We start from the raw sequence: 16,902 nt of genomic DNA on the forward strand, positions 1-16,902 counted from the left end.
GTCCTGACGAGGTGACGCTGGACGTACGGGACTCCGGCGGGAAGGGCCCGGCCGGGCTGGGGGCGTCCGGCTCCGGGTACGGTCTGCTGGGGATGAGGGAGCGCGCCGAACTGCTCGGCGGGAGCCTGGAGGCCGGACCGCGAGGCCTCCGGGGTGCCGGGCCCGGGCACGCGGGCGGTCCGGGAGAGCCGGAGCACCTGGAGGGTCCGGAAGGACCGGAGGGCTCCGGGCGTTCCGAGCGCCTTCAGGAGCGTGAAGGTCCCAAGGACTCCCCAGGTCTCGAAGACCCCCGAGGGAAAGGTTTCACCGTGCGGCTGCGAGTGCCGGCGTGACGGCCAGGGTGATCGTGGCCGACGACCAGGCCGTGGTGCGCGAGGGCATCGTGATGCTGCTCGGGCTGCTGCCCGGTATCGAGGTCGTCGGTGCCGCGAAGGACGGCGAGGAGGCCGTGGACCTCGTCGCCGAACTCGCCCCCGATGTCGTTCTGATGGATCTTCGGATGCCGCGCTGCGACGGGGTGGAGGCGACCCGCCGTATCCGTACCGAGCACCCGGGCACACAGGTAGTGGTCCTCACGACCTACGCCGACGACGAGTCGCTCTTCGCCGCGCTCCGGGCCGGTGCGCGCGGCTATCTCACCAAGGACGCGCAGGGCGAGGAGATCGTACGGGCCGTCGAGGACGTACTGGCAGGTCAAGCCGGGCTGGCACCCGCCGTCCAGCGCAGACTTCTGGAGCGGGTCACCGCCCCGCCCGAGCCTCCGGCGCCCGCGGAACTGCCCGACGGGCTCACCGCCCGGGAGGCCGAAGTGCTCTCCCTGGTCGCGGAGGGGCTCTCCAACCGGGAGATCGCACAGCGGCTGCACATCGGCGCGGCCACGGTGAAGACCCATATCAACAACCTCTTCGCCAAGGCCGGGGTGCGCGATCGCGCACAGGCCGTGCGATACGCCTATCAACGGGGACTCATCACGCCACCCGGGACAACTATCACCTGATGGGGTGAAGCAGGGGCGACCGGACTCCCGGGCGCCACCGTGCCGACCATCCTTGCTACGCGGCCGAAACGGTTCGCCGACAAGGAGAGTTGACCGGTGGAGAAGCAGGATGGGCGGGAGACCGCGGAGGTGCGGCTCGACGACCCGTGGTACGAAGCACTGGCGTCGGACTGGGGCGAGCCGGACGGCTCAGGACCGCCGCCGGCACCGGTCCCGCCAGGAAGCGCCGCCGACGGCGACGCGGACTCCGACATCTATCTGCGGGTGCAGCGCAGCGCCGCCTTCCAGGAGGTGCGCGGCCGCTACCGGCGCTTTGTGATTCCCGCGTCGCTCGCCTTCTTCCTCTGGTACTTCGCGTACGTGGTGGCCGCGACCACCGCGCCCGAGCTGATGGCGAGACCGGTGGTCGGAGCGGTGAATGTCGCGATGGTGGCGGGCCTCGGCCAGTTCCTCTCCACCTTTCTGCTGGCCTGGGCGTACGCACGCCATGCCCGGCTGCGCAGGGACCGGGCGGCGCTCGAACTGCGCTGGGCCGTCTTCGACCAGGAACAGGCACGGCAGACCTCGGGGCGTGCCCGGTGACCGGCGATCATCAGACCCTGGCGCTGCTGCTGTTCAGCGCGTTCGTCGCGGTCACCCTCGGGATCACCACATGGGTGAGCCGCCACCGGCAGGGCTCGGCGGAGGAGTTCTACGCGGGCGGGCGGCTGTTCTCACCCATGGAGAACGGTTTCGCCATCGCCGGGGACTATATGTCCGCCGCCTCCTTCCTGGGCATCTCGGGCCTGATCGCCCTCTTCGGTTACGACGGCGTGCTCTACTCGGTCGGCTTTCTCGTCGCCTGGCTGGTCGTCCTCTTCCTGGTCGCCGAACTCGTCCGCAACTGCGGCCGGTTCACCCTCGCCGATGTGGTCGCCGCCCGGATGCGCGAGCGGCCGGTCAGGATCGCGAGCGGCATCTCCTCGGTCACCGTGTCGGTGCTGTATCTCGTCGCGCAGATGGTCGGGGCCGGCAGTCTGGTCGCTCTTCTGCTCGGCGGTACGAGCGCGTCGGCGCGCACCTGGACCGTGATCGGCGTCGGCGCGCTGATGGTCGTCTACGTGACGCTCGGCGGGATGCGGGCCACCACCTGGATCCAGATCGTCAAGGCCGTTCTGCTGATGGCCGGAGCGGTCGCGCTGACCACACTGGTCCTGGTCCGCTTCCGGGGAGATGTCAATGCCCTGCTGAACACGGCCGTGGCGCACAGCGGCCACGGTGGGGAGTTCCTGGCGCCCGGTCTCAAGTACGGCGGGGACTGGTCCGCGCGTCTCGACTTCATCAGCCTGGGACTGGCGCTCGTCCTGGGCACGGCGGGGCTGCCGCACATCCTGTCGCGCTTCTACACCGTGCCGACCGCGCGGGCCGCCCGGCGCTCGGTGGTCTGGGCGATCGGACTCATCGGCGGCTTCTATCTGATGACGATCGTGCTCGGGTTCGGGGCGGCGGCGCTGGTCGGCTCCGATGCCGTACGGGCCTCGAACGCGGCCGGGAACACGGCGGTCCCGCTGCTGGCGCTCGATCTCGGGGGAGGGGCGGGATCGACCGGCGGAACGGTTCTCTTCGCGGTCGTCGCCGCGATCGCCTTCGCCACGATCCTGGCGGTCGTCGCGGGCATCACGCTCGCCTCCTCGGCCTCCGTGGCCCACGACCTGTACGCCTCGCTCCGGCGTCGGCGTAGCCGCCGAAGCGGCGGACGGCGGAGCGAGGTCGCGGTGGCCAGGCTGGCGGCGGCCGGGATCGGCGCGGTGGCCATCGCGCTGAGCCTGCTGGCCCAGGGGCAGAATGTCGCGTTCCTGGTCGGACTCGCCTTCGCGGTCGCCGCCTCCGCCAATCTGCCCGTCCTGCTGTACTCCCTGTTCTGGCGGAACTTCACCACGCGGGGCGCGGTCTGGGCCGTCTACGGGGGACTGGTTCCGGCCGTGGTGCTGGTGGCGCTCTCGCCCGTGGTCTCGGGGAGCCCCGAGGCGGTGTTCCCCGGCCTGGACTTCCAGGTGTTCCCGCTCCAGAACCCGGGCGTGGTCTCCGTTCCCCTGGGCTTCCTCGCGGGCTGGATCGGTACGGTCACCTCGCCGGAGCCGCCGGACGCGGCCAAGCACGCGCAGACGGAGGTGCGTTCGCTGACGGGCGCGGGCGCGGTGTGACCGTAAACCCGGCCGGGGCGGGCGCGGTCTGATCGTAAACCTGGTCAAGGGGGCGCGGTCTGACCGTAACCCGGCCGCCGCGGGCGCGGTCTGACCGTGCCCCCACCGTTGTCTCAGCCTCTTGACCAGGTGAACCGGTGCTCGGGGCGCCCCGTCTCGCCGTACCGCAGCGTGAGCTCCACCCGTCCGGTCCGCTCCAGCAGTTTGAGATAGCGCTGCGCGGTCTGCCGGCTCATCCCCGCGCGCTCCGCGATCTCCTGAGCCGACAACGGCCCGTCCGCGCCCATCAGAACCTGGCGCACCAGCTCAGCGGTGGTGGGGGAGTGGCCCTTGGGCAGGACGGGGGCGGAGGCGGCGGCGGAGAGTGCCCCGAACATCCGGTCCACCTCCGACTGTTCCGCCTCGCCGCCGCCGTCCAGGGTCCGGCGCAGCGTCGCGTACGCCTCCAGCTTGGCCCGCAGCCCGGTGAAGGTGAACGGTTTGATCAGATACTGGAGCGCGCCGTGGCGCATCGCGGCCTGGACGGTGGCGACATCGCGGGCCGCCGTCACCATGATCACATCGGTCTGATGGCCCAGCCGCCGCAACTCCCGTACCACCGCGAGTCCGTTCTCGTCCGGCAGATGGTGGTCCAGGAGGATCAGATCGACGGGCCGCTCGGAGATCCGGCCGAGCGCCTCGGCGGCCGAGTGCGCCTGGGCCACCACCCGGAAGCCCGCCACCTTGGCCACATAGGCGGTATTGATCTCCGCGATCCGGATGTCGTCGTCCACGACCAGTACATCGATCACCGTGGCTCCCCGGCCGCGCTCATCGGGTCTCCGGCACCGTCCTCCGCGGCTTCCGCCTCCGCCCGGGCGGTCAGCGCCTCGGGGAGTACGACGGTGAACTCGGCGCCGCCGTCAGCCGGTCCGCCGACCCGGGCGCTGCCGCCCTGCCGCTCGGCGAGTCTGCGTACCAGGGCCAGACCCAGACCGCGCTTGCCGTGGGCCGGGGGCTCCTTGGTCGACCAGCCCTCCGAGAAGACCAGTTCGCGATGGGCTGCGGGGACACCGGGACCGCTGTCGGAGATCACAAGGACGACCGTACGGCCTTCCGCGCGCAGTTCCACCTCGATCCTCGGGTCCTCCGAGCCGGCCGTCGCGTCCAGCGCGTTGTCGACCAGATTGCCGACGACCGTGACCAGGCCCTGCGGGTCCACCAGCCGGTCGGGCAGCAGGGTGCCGGGCGAGAGCCGCAGCGAGACGCCGCGCTCGGCGGCGACCGTGGCCTTGCCGACCAGCAGCGCAGCGGTCAGCGGGTCATGGATCCGCCCGGTGATCTGCTCGGCGGTGGCCCGGTGCACGCCGACGACCTCGGTGACGAATTCCACCGCCTCCTCGTGCATGTCCAGCTCCAGCAGCCCGAGCAGGGTGTGCATCCGGTTGGCGTGCTCGTGGTCCTGGGCGCGCAGGGCGTCGATCAGCCCGCGGGTGGCGTCCAGTTCACGGCCCAGCCGCTCCAGCTCGGTGCGGTCGCGCAGGGTGACGACCGCGCCGCCGTCATCGGTGGGCATCCGGTTGGCGACCAGGACACGGCTGCCCCGGACGGCGAGCAGATCCTCACCCAGCACCCGCCCCGCCAGCACCTCGGTGGTGCGTCCACCGCCCAGCACCTCGTCCAGCGGGCGGCCTATCGCGTCGGGGCCGAGGCCGAGCAGCCGCTGCGCCTCGTCGTTGATCAGCCGTATCCGGCCGCTCCCGTTCAGCGCCACCACGCCTTCGCGCAGGCTGTGCAGCATGGCCTCGCGCTCGGTGAGCAGTGCCGCGATGTCGGAGAAGGCCAGATCATGGGTCTGCCGCTGGAGCCGCCTGGAGATCAGATACGCGGCGAGCGCCCCCGCCGCCAGCGCCCCTCCGGCATAGGCGAGCAGTCCCGGGATCGCGGCGAGCAGCCGGTCGCGGACGCTGTCGTACGCGATACCGACCGAGACGGCTCCGACGATCTCGCCCGTACGGTCGCGCAGCGGGACCTTGCCCCGGGCGGAGCGGCCGAGCGTACCGCTGTCGATCTCCATGACATGCGCGCCCGCGAGGGCCGCGCTGGGGTCGGTGGAGACGACCCGGCCGATCTGGCTCGTGTCGGTGTGCGACCAGCGGACCCCGCGTCTGTCCATGACCACCACGTACTCGGCGCCGGTGGCCCGCCGGATGCGCTCGGCCTCGGCCTGTACGGGCCCGCCGGGCGTCGGCCGCGAGGACACCAGATCGGCGGCGATCTCCGCGGAGGCGGTGGTCTCGGCGATCGCCAGCGCGCGGCGCATCGCCTGGTCGTCCAGCTCATGGCTGAAGGGCGCCAGAAAAAGGCCGGTGGCCAGCACGGTGACGCCCGCGGCAATGGCGAGCTGCATCAGCAGCACCTGCGAGAAGACCCGGCGCGGCCAGCCGAATCGCCGGCGTCTCCCCTCGGTGCCCGGTCCGGCACTCATGTGTACGAACGGTAGAGGGCCGGGCGTCCTTTCTGAAATTTCCGTGCTTCCGCAAAATACTTGCAAGGTTTGCGGATCGCTTACGTTTGCCTGATGAGCGGCCAAAAACTGCCTGGTTTGGGGTCGTTGAGGTCAACCCGGGAGGCGAACCAGTGGATTTGGTTCTGTCTGGGCAGTGGACGGACTGGCAGTTCTCTGCAACTCTCTGACCGCAAAACGCAAAAGACCCTGCTCATCAGTGCACAAATGCTTGCCATTCGGCAGGCAGTCAGAGCCGCGCCCTCGCCGCCCCCGCGCCGAGGCCGAAGATCGGGGATCCATGAGATCGCTACGCCGGAGATGGCGGGTCCTCTCCGCCGCCATAGCCACCAGTCTTGTGATGATCGGCTGGCCGTCGTTCACCGCTGTCGCGGCCGACGGCCCCAACGTCGCCGCGGGGCGGACCGCGGCGTCGAGCACCAGTACGGGCGGCACGGGCGCCCGTAACGCGACGGACGGAAACCAGTCGACCTACTGGGAGGGCAACGGCAAGGGCCCCCAGTGGGTGCAGACGGACCTGGGCTCCAGCAAGCGCGTCGACGAGGTCGTGCTGAAGCTCCCCGCCGGATGGGAGAGCCGCCGGCAGACCCTGTCCCTCCAGGGCAGCGCCGACGGGACCAGCTTCGCCACGCTGAAGACCTCGGCCACGTACAGCTTCAGCAAGGGCCAGGGCAACACGGTGAAGGTCGCCTTCCCGGCCACCAAGGCGCGGTTCGTGCGGGCGAACTTCACCGCCAACACGGCGGGGAAGAAGGCCCAGCTCGCCGAGCTGGAGGTGCACGCCGCGGCGGCCGCCTCGGTGAACCTCGCCCTCGGCAAGACGCTGACCGCGAGCAGCTTCACCGAGGTCTACGGGCCCGGCAACGCCAATGACGGCAACAAGGCCACTTACTGGGAGAGCAGGAACAACGCCTTCCCGCAGTGGATCCAGGCCGACCTCGGCTCCTCCGTCCGCGTCAACCAGGTGGTGCTCCGGCTGCCCGACGGCTGGGGAGCCAGGGACCAGACGCTCAAGATCCAGGGCAGCACCGACAACAACAACTTCACCGATCTGACGGCCTCCAAGGCCTACACCTTCAGCCCCGCGTCCGCGCAGACGGTGACGATCTCCTTCGACGCCACCACCACGCGCTATGTCCGGGTGCTGATCACGGCCAACACCGGGCAGCCCGGCGGCCAGGTCTCCGAGCTGGAGGTCTACGGCCCCGAGACCGGTGACACCCAGGCCCCCACCGCCCCCACGGAGCTGGCCTACACCGAGCCGGCCACCGGCCAGATCCGGCTGAGCTGGAAGGCGTCGACCGACAACACCGGTGTCACGGGCTACGACATCTACGCCAACAACGTGCTGCGCGCCAGCGTGGCGGGCAATGGCACGTCCTTCACGGACACCCAGCCGACCGGCACGACCGTCTCGTACTTCGTACGGGCCAAGGACGCGGCCGGCAATGTCTCCGGCAACAGCAACACGGTCACCCGCCAGGGGGACACCGGTGACACCCAGGCGCCGACCGTCCCCACGAACCTCGCCTACACCGAGCCGTCCTCCGGCCAGATCAGGCTGACCTGGGGCGCCTCCACGGACAACCAGGGCGTGACGGGCTACGACATCTACGCCAACAACGTGCTGCGCGCCAGCGTGGCGGGCAATGTCACCACCTACACGGACACCCAGTCCGCGGGCACCACGGTCTCGTACTTCGTACGGGCCAAGGACGCGGCGGGCAACCAGTCCGGCAACAGCAACACGGTGACCAGGAACGGCAGTTCCGGTACGGCGTCGAACCTGGCCGTCGGCAAGCCGATCAGCGCGTCCTCCACGGTCTTCACCTTCGTCGCGGAGAACGCCAACGACAACAGCCTCACCACCTACTGGGAGGGCGCGGGCGGCAGCTACCCCAACACCCTCACGGTGAAGCTGGGCGCCAACGCCGACACTCAGAGCGTGGTCGTCAAGCTCAACCCGGACAGCAGTTGGGGCCCGCGCACCCAGAACATCCAGGTGCTGGGCCGTGAGCAGAACGCCACCGGCTTCACCAGCCTGGTGGCCGCCAGGGACTACGCGTTCAGCCCGGCGAGCGGCAACCTGGTGACCATCCCGGTCACCGCGCGCGTCGCCGACGTCCAGCTCCGGTTCACCTCCAACACCGGCGCCGGCGCGGGCCAGGTCGCGGAGTTCCAGGTGCTCGGTGACCCGGCGCCCAACCCGGACCTCGAAGTGACCGCGCTGAGCGCCTCCCCGGCCTCCCCGGTCGAGTCCGACCCGATCACGCTGTCGGCGACCGTACGCAACTCCGGTGCGCTCGCCTCCCCGGCCGGTTCGGTCGAGTTCCGGCTCGGCGGTACGCGGGTCGGCACCGGTTCCGTGGGCGCGCTGGCGGCCGGGGCCTCGGCCACCGTCACCGCGAACATCGGTGCGCGGGACGCCGGTTCGTACCAGCTCAGCGCGGTCGCCGACCCGGCCAACGCGATCATCGAGCAGAACGAGACCAACAACACCTACACGGCCGCGAGCGCGCTGGTCGTGCGGCCGGTCGCCAGTTCCGACCTGATCGCGGCCACTGTCTCCACCTCGCCCTCCTCGCCGTCGGCCGGAGACACCGTCTCCTTCTCGGTGGCGATCAAGAACCAGGGCACGGTGGCCTCCGCGGCGGGCGCGCACGACATCACGCTGTCGCTGCTGAACTCGTCGGGAGCCACGGTCAGGACCCTGACCGGCTCGTACAACGGCACCATCGCCGCGGGCGCGACCTCGGGCCCGGTGGGCCTGGGCACCTGGACGGCCGCCAACGGCTCGTACACGATGAGGGTCGTCATCGCCGACGACGCCAACGAACTGCCGGTCAAGCGCGCCAACAACACCAGCACCCAGCCGCTCTTCGTCGGCCGCGGCGCCAACATGCCGTACGACATGTACGAGGCGGAGGACGGGGTCGCGGGCGGCGGCGCCCAGGTCGTCGGTCCCAACCGGACCGTCGGCGACATCGCGGGCGAGGCATCCGGCCGCAAGGCCGTCACCCTCAACGGCAACGGCAACTACGTCGAGTTCACCACCAGGGCCAGCACCAACACCCTGGTCACCCGGTTCTCCATCCCCGACTCGGCGGGCGGCGGAGGCACCAACTCCAACCTGAACATCTATGTCGACGGCACGTTCGTCAAGGCCATCGACCTCACCTCGAAGTACGCCTGGCTGTACGGGAACGAGACGGCGCCGGGCAACTCGCCGGGCTCCGGCGCGCCCCGTCACATCTACGACGAGGCCAACGTCATGCTGGGCCGGACCGTCCCGGCGGGCAGCAAGATCAGGCTCCAGAAGGACGCGGCGAACGCGGGCACCTTCGCGATCGACTTCATCAACCTGGAGCAGGTCGCGGCGACCGCGAACCCGGACCCGGCGACGTACACCGTCCCGACCGGATTCACCCACCAGGACGTCCAGAACGCGCTGGACCGGGTCCGTATGGACACCACCGGCAAGCTGGTCGGTGTCTATCTGCCGGCCGGTGACTACCAGACGTCCAGCAAGTTCCAGGTGTACGGAAAGCCGGTCAAGGTCATCGGCGCGGGTCCCTGGTACACCAGGTTCTTCGCCCCGTCGACGCAGGAGAACACCGATGTCGGCTTCCGCGCGGAGGCGGCGGCGAAGGGCTCGTCCTTCACCGGCTTCGCGTACTTCGGCAACTACACCTCGCGCATCGACGGCCCCGGCAAGGTGTTCGACTTCGCCAATGTCTCGGACATCACGATCGACAACATCTGGAACGAGCACATGGTCTGCCTCTACTGGGGCGCCAACGCGGACCGGATCACGATCAAGAACTCCCGGATCCGGAACATGTTCGCCGACGGCATCAACATGACCAACGGCTCCACCGACAACCACGTGGTCAACAATGACGCGCGGGCGACCGGCGACGACAGCTTCGCGCTGTTCTCGGCGATCGACGCCGGTGGCGCGGACATGTTCAACAACGTGTACGAGAACCTGTCCTCCACGCTCACCTGGCGTGCGGCGGGTCTCGCGGTGTACGGCGGCTACCGCAACACCTTCCGGAACATCCATATCGCGGACACCCTGGTCTACTCGGGCATCACGGTCAGCTCGCTGGACTTCGGCTACGCGATGAACGGCTTCGGGACCGAGCCCACGACGATCGAGAACGTCTCGATCATCCGGGCCGGCGGTCACTTCTGGGGCAGCCAGACCTTCCCCGGAATCTGGCTGTTCTCGGCGTCGAAGGTGTTCCAGGGGATCCGGATCAACAATGTCGACATCGTCGATCCGACCTACAGCGGCGTCATGTTCCAGACCAACTACGTGGGCGGCCAGCCGCAGTTCCCGATCAAGGACACCATCCTCAGCGACATCTCGATCACCGGCGCCCGCAAGAGCGGTGACGCCTACGACGCCAAGTCCGGCTTCGGACTGTGGGCGAACGAGATGCCCGAGGCGGGTCAGGGACCGGCGGTCGGTGAGGTCACCTTCAACGGTCTGACGCTCAACAACAACGCGGTGGACGTCAGGAACACGACGTCCACCTTCAGGATCCACGTCAATCCGTGAGTGATGCGGAATCCGTGAGCGATGCGGAATCCGTGAGTGATCCAGAGGGCTGAGAGCGGGACTGTGACGGGTTGGCGATCCGTAGCAAATTGGCGGCAACCCGTCACATGTCCGTAATCCGGCCCAGGCAGTGTGGTGTCGGCCGGATCCGTCCGGCCGGCACCGTGCTTGTCAGCGCCTTTTACGCTCGTGAGCAAGTAGCTTGCATGTCTTGCGATAGTCTTGCGTGTATGACGCGACGACTTGCTCAGGTGGCGAAGAAGGTTGGGGTCAGCGAGGCCACGGTCAGCCGGGTGCTCAACGGCAAGCCCGGAGTCTCCGAGGCCACGCGGCAGTCGGTGCTGACCGCGCTGGACGTCCTCGGCTATGAGCGGCCGACGCAGTTGCGCGGGGAGCGGGCCCGGCTCGTCGGGCTGGTGCTCCCGGAGCTGCAGAATCCTATCTTTCCCGCGTTCGCCGAGGTGATCGGCGGAGCACTGGCCCAGCAGGGCCTCACGCCCGTGCTGTGCACCCAGACCAAGGGCGGGGTCTCCGAGGCGGACTATGTGGAGCTGCTGCTCCAGCAGCAGGTCTCCGGGGTGGTCTTCGCGGGCGGTCTGTTCGCGCAGGCGGACGCCCCGCACGACCACTACCGCCAGCTCGCCGAGCGCAAGATTCCGGTCGTCCTGATCAACGCGCCGATCGAGAACCTCGACTTCCCCTGTATCTCCTGCGACGACGCCGTCGCCGTCGAGCAGGCCTGGCGCCATCTCGCCTCCCTCGGCCACGAGCGCATCGGGCTGGTGCTCGGCCCCTCCGACCATGTGCCGTCCCGGCGCAAGCTGGCGGCGGCCCTCGCGGCGGCGCGAGCGGCCGGGGCCCGGCTCCCCGACGAGTACATCGAGCGGACCATGTTCTCGCTGGAGGGCGGCCAGGCGGCGACGTCGCGCCTGCTGGACCGGGGGGTCACCGGGATCATCTGCGCCAGTGACCCGCTCGCCCTGGGGGCGGTACGGGCCGCTCGCCGGCGCGGTCTGGACGTACCCCGCGAGGTGTCGGTGGTCGGCTTCGACGACTCCGCCTTCATGAACTGCACCGAACCGCCGCTGACCACCGTGCGGCAGCCCATCGAGGCCATGGGGCGCGCGGCGGTCGAGATGCTCAACGCCCAGATCCAGGGCGGTGCCGTACCGCCCGGTGAGCTGCTGTTCGAGCCGGAGCTGGTGGTACGGGGCTCCACGGCGCAGGCGCCCCGCCAGCCGGCCGGGGAGACCTCCGCCGCGGCCGCGGGCGCCTGAGCGACCGGCCTCGGGGCCGGGCGCGCGCTGTCGGGCACGGTCCGCGCGCAGTCCGGGCACGGTCCGCGCGCTGTCCCAACGACGTTTGTACGGGGCCCCGTTGAGGGCCCCTTCGTCGTTTCCGTCGGGCGCCGGGACCGTCACCGGGCCGTATCCGCACGTCGCGAAGGGCGTGCGGCCCCCTTCTGGATCAAACCGGCCCATGCAGCGCACTGTCAAGTATTTGCGAAATCGGGGCGACATATTGCGGACATCAGTAGTTAGTGGTTGAGTGAGCGCCGCCACACAGCGAGAAGCTGTGGGTTTCCCACGCTCCTGCCCAAGAGGGGTCCCACCGATGAGAAGCTCCGGGTTCCGCCGTACCTGTACCGCAGCCATAGCCTCCGCGCTCGCCCTCACTGGACTGGCCGCGTGCGGCTCGGACAGCGAGGACGCCGCGGGCGGCAAGACGCAAGTCACCGTGAACTGCATGCCCCCGAAGAGCGCCAAGATCGACCGGCAGAGCTTCGAGGACGACATCAAGGCGTTCGAGAAGGCGAACCCGGAGATCGACATCGTCGGCCACGACGCCTTCCCCTGCCAGGACCCCAAGACCTTCGACGCCAAGCTCGCCGGCGGCCAGATGGAAGACGTCTTCTACACGTACTTCACGGACGCCAAGCATGTCGTCGACATCAACCAGGCAGCGGACATCACCTCGTACGTCAAGGACATGAAGAGCTACACCGACATCCAGCAGTCACTGCGCGATGTCTACACGGTGGACGGCAAGGTCTACGGCGTTCCGCGCACCAACTACTCGATGGGCCTCCTCTACAACAAGAAGCTCTTCCAGGAGGCCGGCCTCGACCCGGCCAAGCCGCCGGCCACCTGGGACGAGGTCCGTACCGCCGCCAAGAAGATTGCGGGCCTGGGCAAGGGCTATGTGGGATACGCCGACTACAGCGCGCAGAACCAGGGCGGCTGGCACTTCACCGCGGAGATGTACTCGCAGGGCGGCGATGTCGTCAGCCCGGACGGCAAGTCCGCGGCCGTCGACAGCCCGGAGGGCAAGGCCGTACTCCAGACGCTCAAGGACATGCGCTGGACCGACAACTCCATGGGCAGCAAGCAGCTCCTGATCCTCAACGACGTCCAGCAGATGATGGGCTCCGGCAAGCTCGGCATGTACATCTCCGCCCCGGACAACATCCCGATCCTGGTCAAGGAGAAGGGCGGCAAGTACGAGGACCTCGCGCTCGCCCCGATGCCCGGCGGCAAGGGCACGCTCATCGGCGGCGACGGCTACATGTTCAACAAGAAGGCCTCCCCGGAGCAGATCAAGGCCGGCCTGAAGTGGCTCGAATACCAGACCATCGGCATCGGCACCGGCCTGAACAACTGGAAGCGCGCCGCCGATCTGGACGCCCCGGTCGGGATGCCCGAGCCCCGGCTCTGGACCGGCGAGACCGACGCCAAGGACCAGGCGCTGAAGAAGCAGTACGCCAATGTGCCGGTGGAGAACTACCAGTCGTTCCTCGACGGGAGCCAGCAGCTCACCGCGAAGCTGGAGCCGCCGAAGGCCCAGCAGATCTACTCCGTCCTCGACGGAGCCGTCTCCGCGGTCCTCACCAAGAAGGACGCGGACATCGACGCACTGCTGAAGGACGCACAGTCCAAGATCGACGGAATCCTGGCCCGAGGCTGAGGCTGACGCACCGATGAAGACTGTCCAGGCCCCCCACCGGTCCGCCGGCGCGCCGCCCGTCACCCCGGAGCCGCGCCCGGCGGGCCGCCGGTCCGCGAGCCCCTTCGCGCGCCGGCTCTCCCACCAGGCCCGCGCCTATGGCTTCCTGATCGGCGGCCTGATCTGCTTCGCGCTGTTCTCCTGGTATCCGGCGATCCGTGCGGTGATCATCGCCTTCCAGAAGTACACGCCCGGATCGGCCCCCGAGTGGGTCGGGACGGACAACTTCACCCAGGTCTTCCACGATCCGGAGTTCGGGGCGGCCTGGCGCAACACCCTCACCTTCACCCTGCTCGCCCTGCTCATCGGCTTCGCGGTGCCGTTCGTGATGGCGCTCGTCCTCAACGAACTGCGGCACGCCCGGTCGTTCTTCCGCGTGGTCGTCTATCTCCCGGTGATGATCCCGCCGGTGGTCAGCGCCCTGCTGTGGAAGTGGTTCTACGATCCGGGCGCCGGCCTCGCCAACGAGGCACTGCGCTTCCTCCATCTGCCCACCTCGAACTGGACCAACGGCGCGGACACCGCGCTGCTCTCCCTGGTCATCGTCGCGACCTGGGCGAACATGGGCGGCACGGTCCTGATCTATCTCGCCGCGCTCCAGGGCATCCCGGGGGAGCTGTACGAGGCGGCGGAGCTGGACGGCGCAAACATCTGGCAGCGCGTACGCCATGTGACCATCCCGCAGACGCGCTTCATCATCCTGATGCTGATGCTCCTCCAGATCATCGCCACCATGCAGGTGTTCACCGAGCCGTTCGTGATCACCGGCGGCGGTCCGGAGAACTCCACCGTCACCATCCTGTACCTGATCTACAAGTACGCCTTCCTCTACAACGACTTCGGCGGGGCCTGCGCCCTGAGCGTGATGCTGCTCATCGTGCTCAGTCTCTTCTCCGCCCTCTACCTGCGGCTCACCCGCACCGACGACTGAGAGGAGCGCAGCGCCATGACCCAGATCGCGCCGCCTCCCCGGCAGGCACCCCCCTCGGTGGCCGGGACCGCCGGACGCAAGACCCAGGGCCCGGCCGTACGGACGCTGGTCTCCCCGCTCGCGCTCGGCAGCACCCGCGGAAAAATCCTGTACTGGACCGTCTTCTGCGCGGTCGTCCTCGGCTTCGCGCTGGCGTTCCTGTTCCCGGTGTACTGGATGGCCTCCGGTGCCATGAAGACCCCCGACGAGGTGGTCCAGACACCGCCGACGCTGTTCCCCGAGTCCCTGACCTTCACCGCGTACACCGATGCCTGGGAACAGATGCAGCTCCCGACGCATCTGTGGAACACGGTGGTGCAGGCGGCCGGGGCCTGGATCCTCCAGCTCGTGTTCTGTACGGCGGCGGCCTACGCGCTGTCCAAGCTCAAGCCGGCGTTCGGGAAGATCATCTTGGGCGGCATCCTGGCCACTCTGATGGTCCCGGCCCAGGCCCTGCTCGTACCGAAGTACCTGACCGTCGCCGATCTGCCGCTCATCCACACCAGTCTGCTCAACGACCCGCTCGGCATCTGGCTGCCGGCCGTGGCCAACGCCTTCAACCTCTATCTCCTCAAGCGGTTCTTCGACCAGATCCCGCGCGATGTGCTGGAGGCCGCGGAGATCGACGGCGCGGGAAAGCTCCGTACCCTCTGGTCGATCCTGCTCCCCATGTCCAGGCCGGTGCTCGGCGTGGTGTCGATCTTCGCGCTGGTCGCCGTCTGGCAGGACTTCCTCTGGCCTCTGATGGTCTTCTCGGACACCGAGCAGCAGCCCATCAGCGTGGCGCTCGTCCAGCTCTCCCAGAACATCCCGCTGTCGGTGCTGATCGCCGCCATGGTGATCGCCAGTATTCCGATGGTCCTGATGTTCCTGGTGTTCCAGCGCCACATCATCGCCGGCATCAGTGCCGGCAGTACCAAGGGCTGACCAGCCCCGGCACCGTGCCACCCCCCTCACCTTCACCTCGACGCAGAAGGCTTCGCACTGTGAGACAGCCCTCCCCTGCCCCTCTGGAGCCCGCCGACAAGAACTGGTGGCGCGATGCCGCCATCTACCAGATCTACGTACGCAGCTTCGCCGACGGTGACGGAGACGGCACCGGTGATCTCGCGGGTGTACGGGCGAGGCTGCCGTATCTCGTGGAACTGGGCGTGGACGCGATCTGGTTCACGCCGTGGTATCTGTCCCCGCTCGCCGACGGCGGCTACGACGTGGCGGACTACCGCACCATCGACCCGGCGTTCGGTACCCTCGCGGAGGCCGAGAAGCTCATCGCCGAGGCGCGTGAGCGGGGCATCCGCACGATCATCGATGTGGTGCCCAACCATGTCTCCGACCAGCACGCCTGGTTCAAGGCGGCGCTGGCGGCGGGTCCCGGCAGCCCCGAGCGCGAGCTGTTCCACTTCAGGACCGGCCGCGGCGAGCACGGCGAGATCCCGCCCAACGACTGGATCTCCGAGTTCGGCGGCACGCCCTGGACCCGGCTCGACGACGGCGAGTGGTATCTGCATCTCTTCGCGACCGAGCAGCCCGACCTCAACTGGGCGCATCCGGCGGTGCGCCAGGAGCACGAGGACGTGCTGCGCTTCTGGTTCGAGCGCGGGGTCGCGGGTGTACGGATCGACTCGGCGGCGCTGCTCGCCAAGGACCCGGCGCTGCCCGACTTCACGGTCGGCCGCGACCCGCATCCCTTTGTCGACCGGGACGAGCTGCACGACATCTACCGGTCGTGGCGTGCCATCGCCGATGAGTACGACGCGGTCTTCGTCGGCGAGGTGTGGCTGCCGGACACCGAGCGGTTCATCCGCTATCTGCGTCCGGACGAGCTGCACACCGCGTTCAACTTCACGTTCCTGGCCTGTCCTTGGGACGCGGAGCTGCTGCGGACCGCGATCGACGACACGGTCGCCGAGCACGCGCCGGTCGGCGCCCCGGCCACCTGGGTGCTCTGCAACCACGATGTGACCCGCACGGTCACCCGGTACGGCCGCGAGGCCACCGGATTCGACTTCGCGGCCAAGGCCTTCGGCACCCCGACCGACACGGAGCTGGGCACCCGCCGCGCGCGGGCCGCCGCGCTGCTCTCGCTGGCGCTGCCGGGCGCCGTCTACCTCTACCAGGGCGAGGAGCTGGGGCTGCCGGAGGTGGAGATTCCGCTCGACCGGATCCAGGACCCGATGCACTTCCGCTCCGGCGGTACGGATCCGGGCCGCGACGGCTGCCGGGTGCCGCTGCCCTGGACGGCGGACGCGCCGTACGCGGGCTTCGGCTCGGACACCGAACCGTGGCTGCCGCAGCCGGAGTCGTGGTCCTCGTATGCCGCCGACCTACAGTCGGGCGATCCGGACTCGATGCTCACGCTCTACCGCGAGGCGCTGCGGCTGCGCCGTACCGAACCGGGCTTCGGGGACGGGCCGATGAGCTGGCTGGAGACGGATCCCGCGGTGCTGGCGTTCGGCCGGGAGGACGGACTGGTCTGCGTGGTCAACCTGGGCGAGGAACCGGCCGAACTCCCGGCCCACACGGCGGTTCTGCTGGTCAGCGGCCCGCTGAACGCGGAAGGACGGCTGCCCCGCGACACGGCGGCCTGGCTCCGCAACTGACGGCCCTTCCCCGCCCGATCGCGGCCCCCGCCCGCCAGGTTCCCGCCCGGGGGCGTGCCCGCGAAGTCTCGTC

The 16,902-nt window shown here is 69.2% G+C and carries 12 protein-coding genes; 10 read left to right on the forward strand and 2 right to left on the reverse strand.

Annotated features, from left to right (window positions below):
- From WH07_RS40970 to WH07_RS08325, 4 genes are all read left to right on the forward strand, one after another.
- The coding region (locus WH07_RS40970) for a hypothetical protein (protein WP_046497241.1) at positions 1 to 332 on the forward strand (332 nt) is incomplete at its 5' end.
- Entirely contained in the window at positions 329 to 997 is a 669-nt protein-coding gene (locus WH07_RS08315; RefSeq protein ID WP_046497244.1) for a response regulator transcription factor, read from the forward strand. The genes WH07_RS40970 and WH07_RS08315, both read left to right, overlap by 4 nt.
- A 96-nt stretch (positions 998 to 1,093) precedes the next feature.
- Entirely contained in the window at positions 1,094 to 1,579 is a 486-nt protein-coding gene (locus WH07_RS08320; protein WP_046497247.1) for a DUF485 domain-containing protein, read from the forward strand.
- Positions 1,576 to 3,180, forward strand: coding sequence for a solute symporter family protein (locus tag WH07_RS08325; RefSeq protein WP_046497249.1), 1,605 nt, complete (start codon positions 1,576 to 1,578; stop codon positions 3,178 to 3,180). The genes WH07_RS08320 and WH07_RS08325 overlap by 4 nt, the downstream gene beginning before the upstream one ends.
- Positions 3,181 to 3,293: 113 nt before the next feature.
- On the opposite strand, the gene WH07_RS08330 is transcribed toward WH07_RS08325, so the two are convergent.
- Both WH07_RS08330 and WH07_RS08335 read right to left on the reverse strand, forming a co-directional pair.
- Positions 3,294 to 3,971, reverse strand: a complete 678-nt coding sequence (locus WH07_RS08330; protein ID WP_046497253.1) for a DUF7342 family protein — start codon at positions 3,969 to 3,971, stop codon at positions 3,294 to 3,296.
- Positions 3,968 to 5,647: a sensor histidine kinase gene (locus WH07_RS08335; protein WP_046497254.1), complete on the reverse strand. Its 1,680-nt coding sequence runs from the start codon at positions 5,645 to 5,647 to the stop codon at positions 3,968 to 3,970. Before WH07_RS08335 ends, WH07_RS08330 begins: the two co-directional genes overlap by 4 nt.
- Before the next feature lie 319 nt (positions 5,648 to 5,966).
- Here WH07_RS08335 and WH07_RS08340 point away from each other — a divergent pair, with 319 nt between their 5' ends.
- The 6 genes from WH07_RS08340 to WH07_RS08365 all read left to right on the forward strand — a co-directional run bounded on the left by WH07_RS08340 (position 5,967) and on the right by WH07_RS08365 (position 16,829).
- The gene (locus WH07_RS08340) at positions 5,967 to 10,253 is read left to right on the forward strand and encodes a discoidin domain-containing protein (protein WP_046497257.1); all 4,287 of its coding nucleotides are present in this window, start codon (positions 5,967 to 5,969) and stop codon (positions 10,251 to 10,253) included.
- Between the two features lie 230 nt (positions 10,254 to 10,483).
- Positions 10,484 to 11,530, forward strand: a complete 1,047-nt coding sequence (locus WH07_RS08345; protein WP_046497259.1) for a LacI family DNA-binding transcriptional regulator — start codon at positions 10,484 to 10,486, stop codon at positions 11,528 to 11,530.
- 337 nt (positions 11,531 to 11,867) lie between these two features.
- Positions 11,868 to 13,217 (forward strand): ABC transporter substrate-binding protein, encoded by a 1,350-nt coding sequence (locus WH07_RS08350; protein ID WP_046497262.1) that lies wholly within the window; start codon positions 11,868 to 11,870, stop codon positions 13,215 to 13,217.
- Positions 13,218 to 13,230: 13 nt separating this feature from the next.
- Positions 13,231 to 14,187 (forward strand): carbohydrate ABC transporter permease, encoded by a 957-nt coding sequence (locus tag WH07_RS08355; RefSeq protein WP_046497267.1) that lies wholly within the window; start codon positions 13,231 to 13,233, stop codon positions 14,185 to 14,187.
- A gap of 15 nt (positions 14,188 to 14,202) precedes the next feature.
- On the forward strand, positions 14,203 to 15,153 hold the full coding sequence (locus WH07_RS08360) for a carbohydrate ABC transporter permease (RefSeq protein WP_079023058.1): 951 nt from the start codon (positions 14,203 to 14,205) through the stop codon (positions 15,151 to 15,153).
- A gap of 59 nt (positions 15,154 to 15,212) precedes the next feature.
- A complete protein-coding gene (locus tag WH07_RS08365) occupies positions 15,213 to 16,829 on the forward strand; it encodes a glycoside hydrolase family 13 protein (protein ID WP_046497271.1) in 1,617 nt (538 codons plus the stop codon).
- Positions 16,830 to 16,902: the final 73 nt, after the last annotated feature.

The sequence above is a fragment of the Streptomyces odonnellii genome (assembly GCF_000981895.1).
Taxonomy (GTDB): Bacteria; Actinomycetota; Actinomycetes; order Streptomycetales; family Streptomycetaceae; genus Streptomyces; species Streptomyces odonnellii.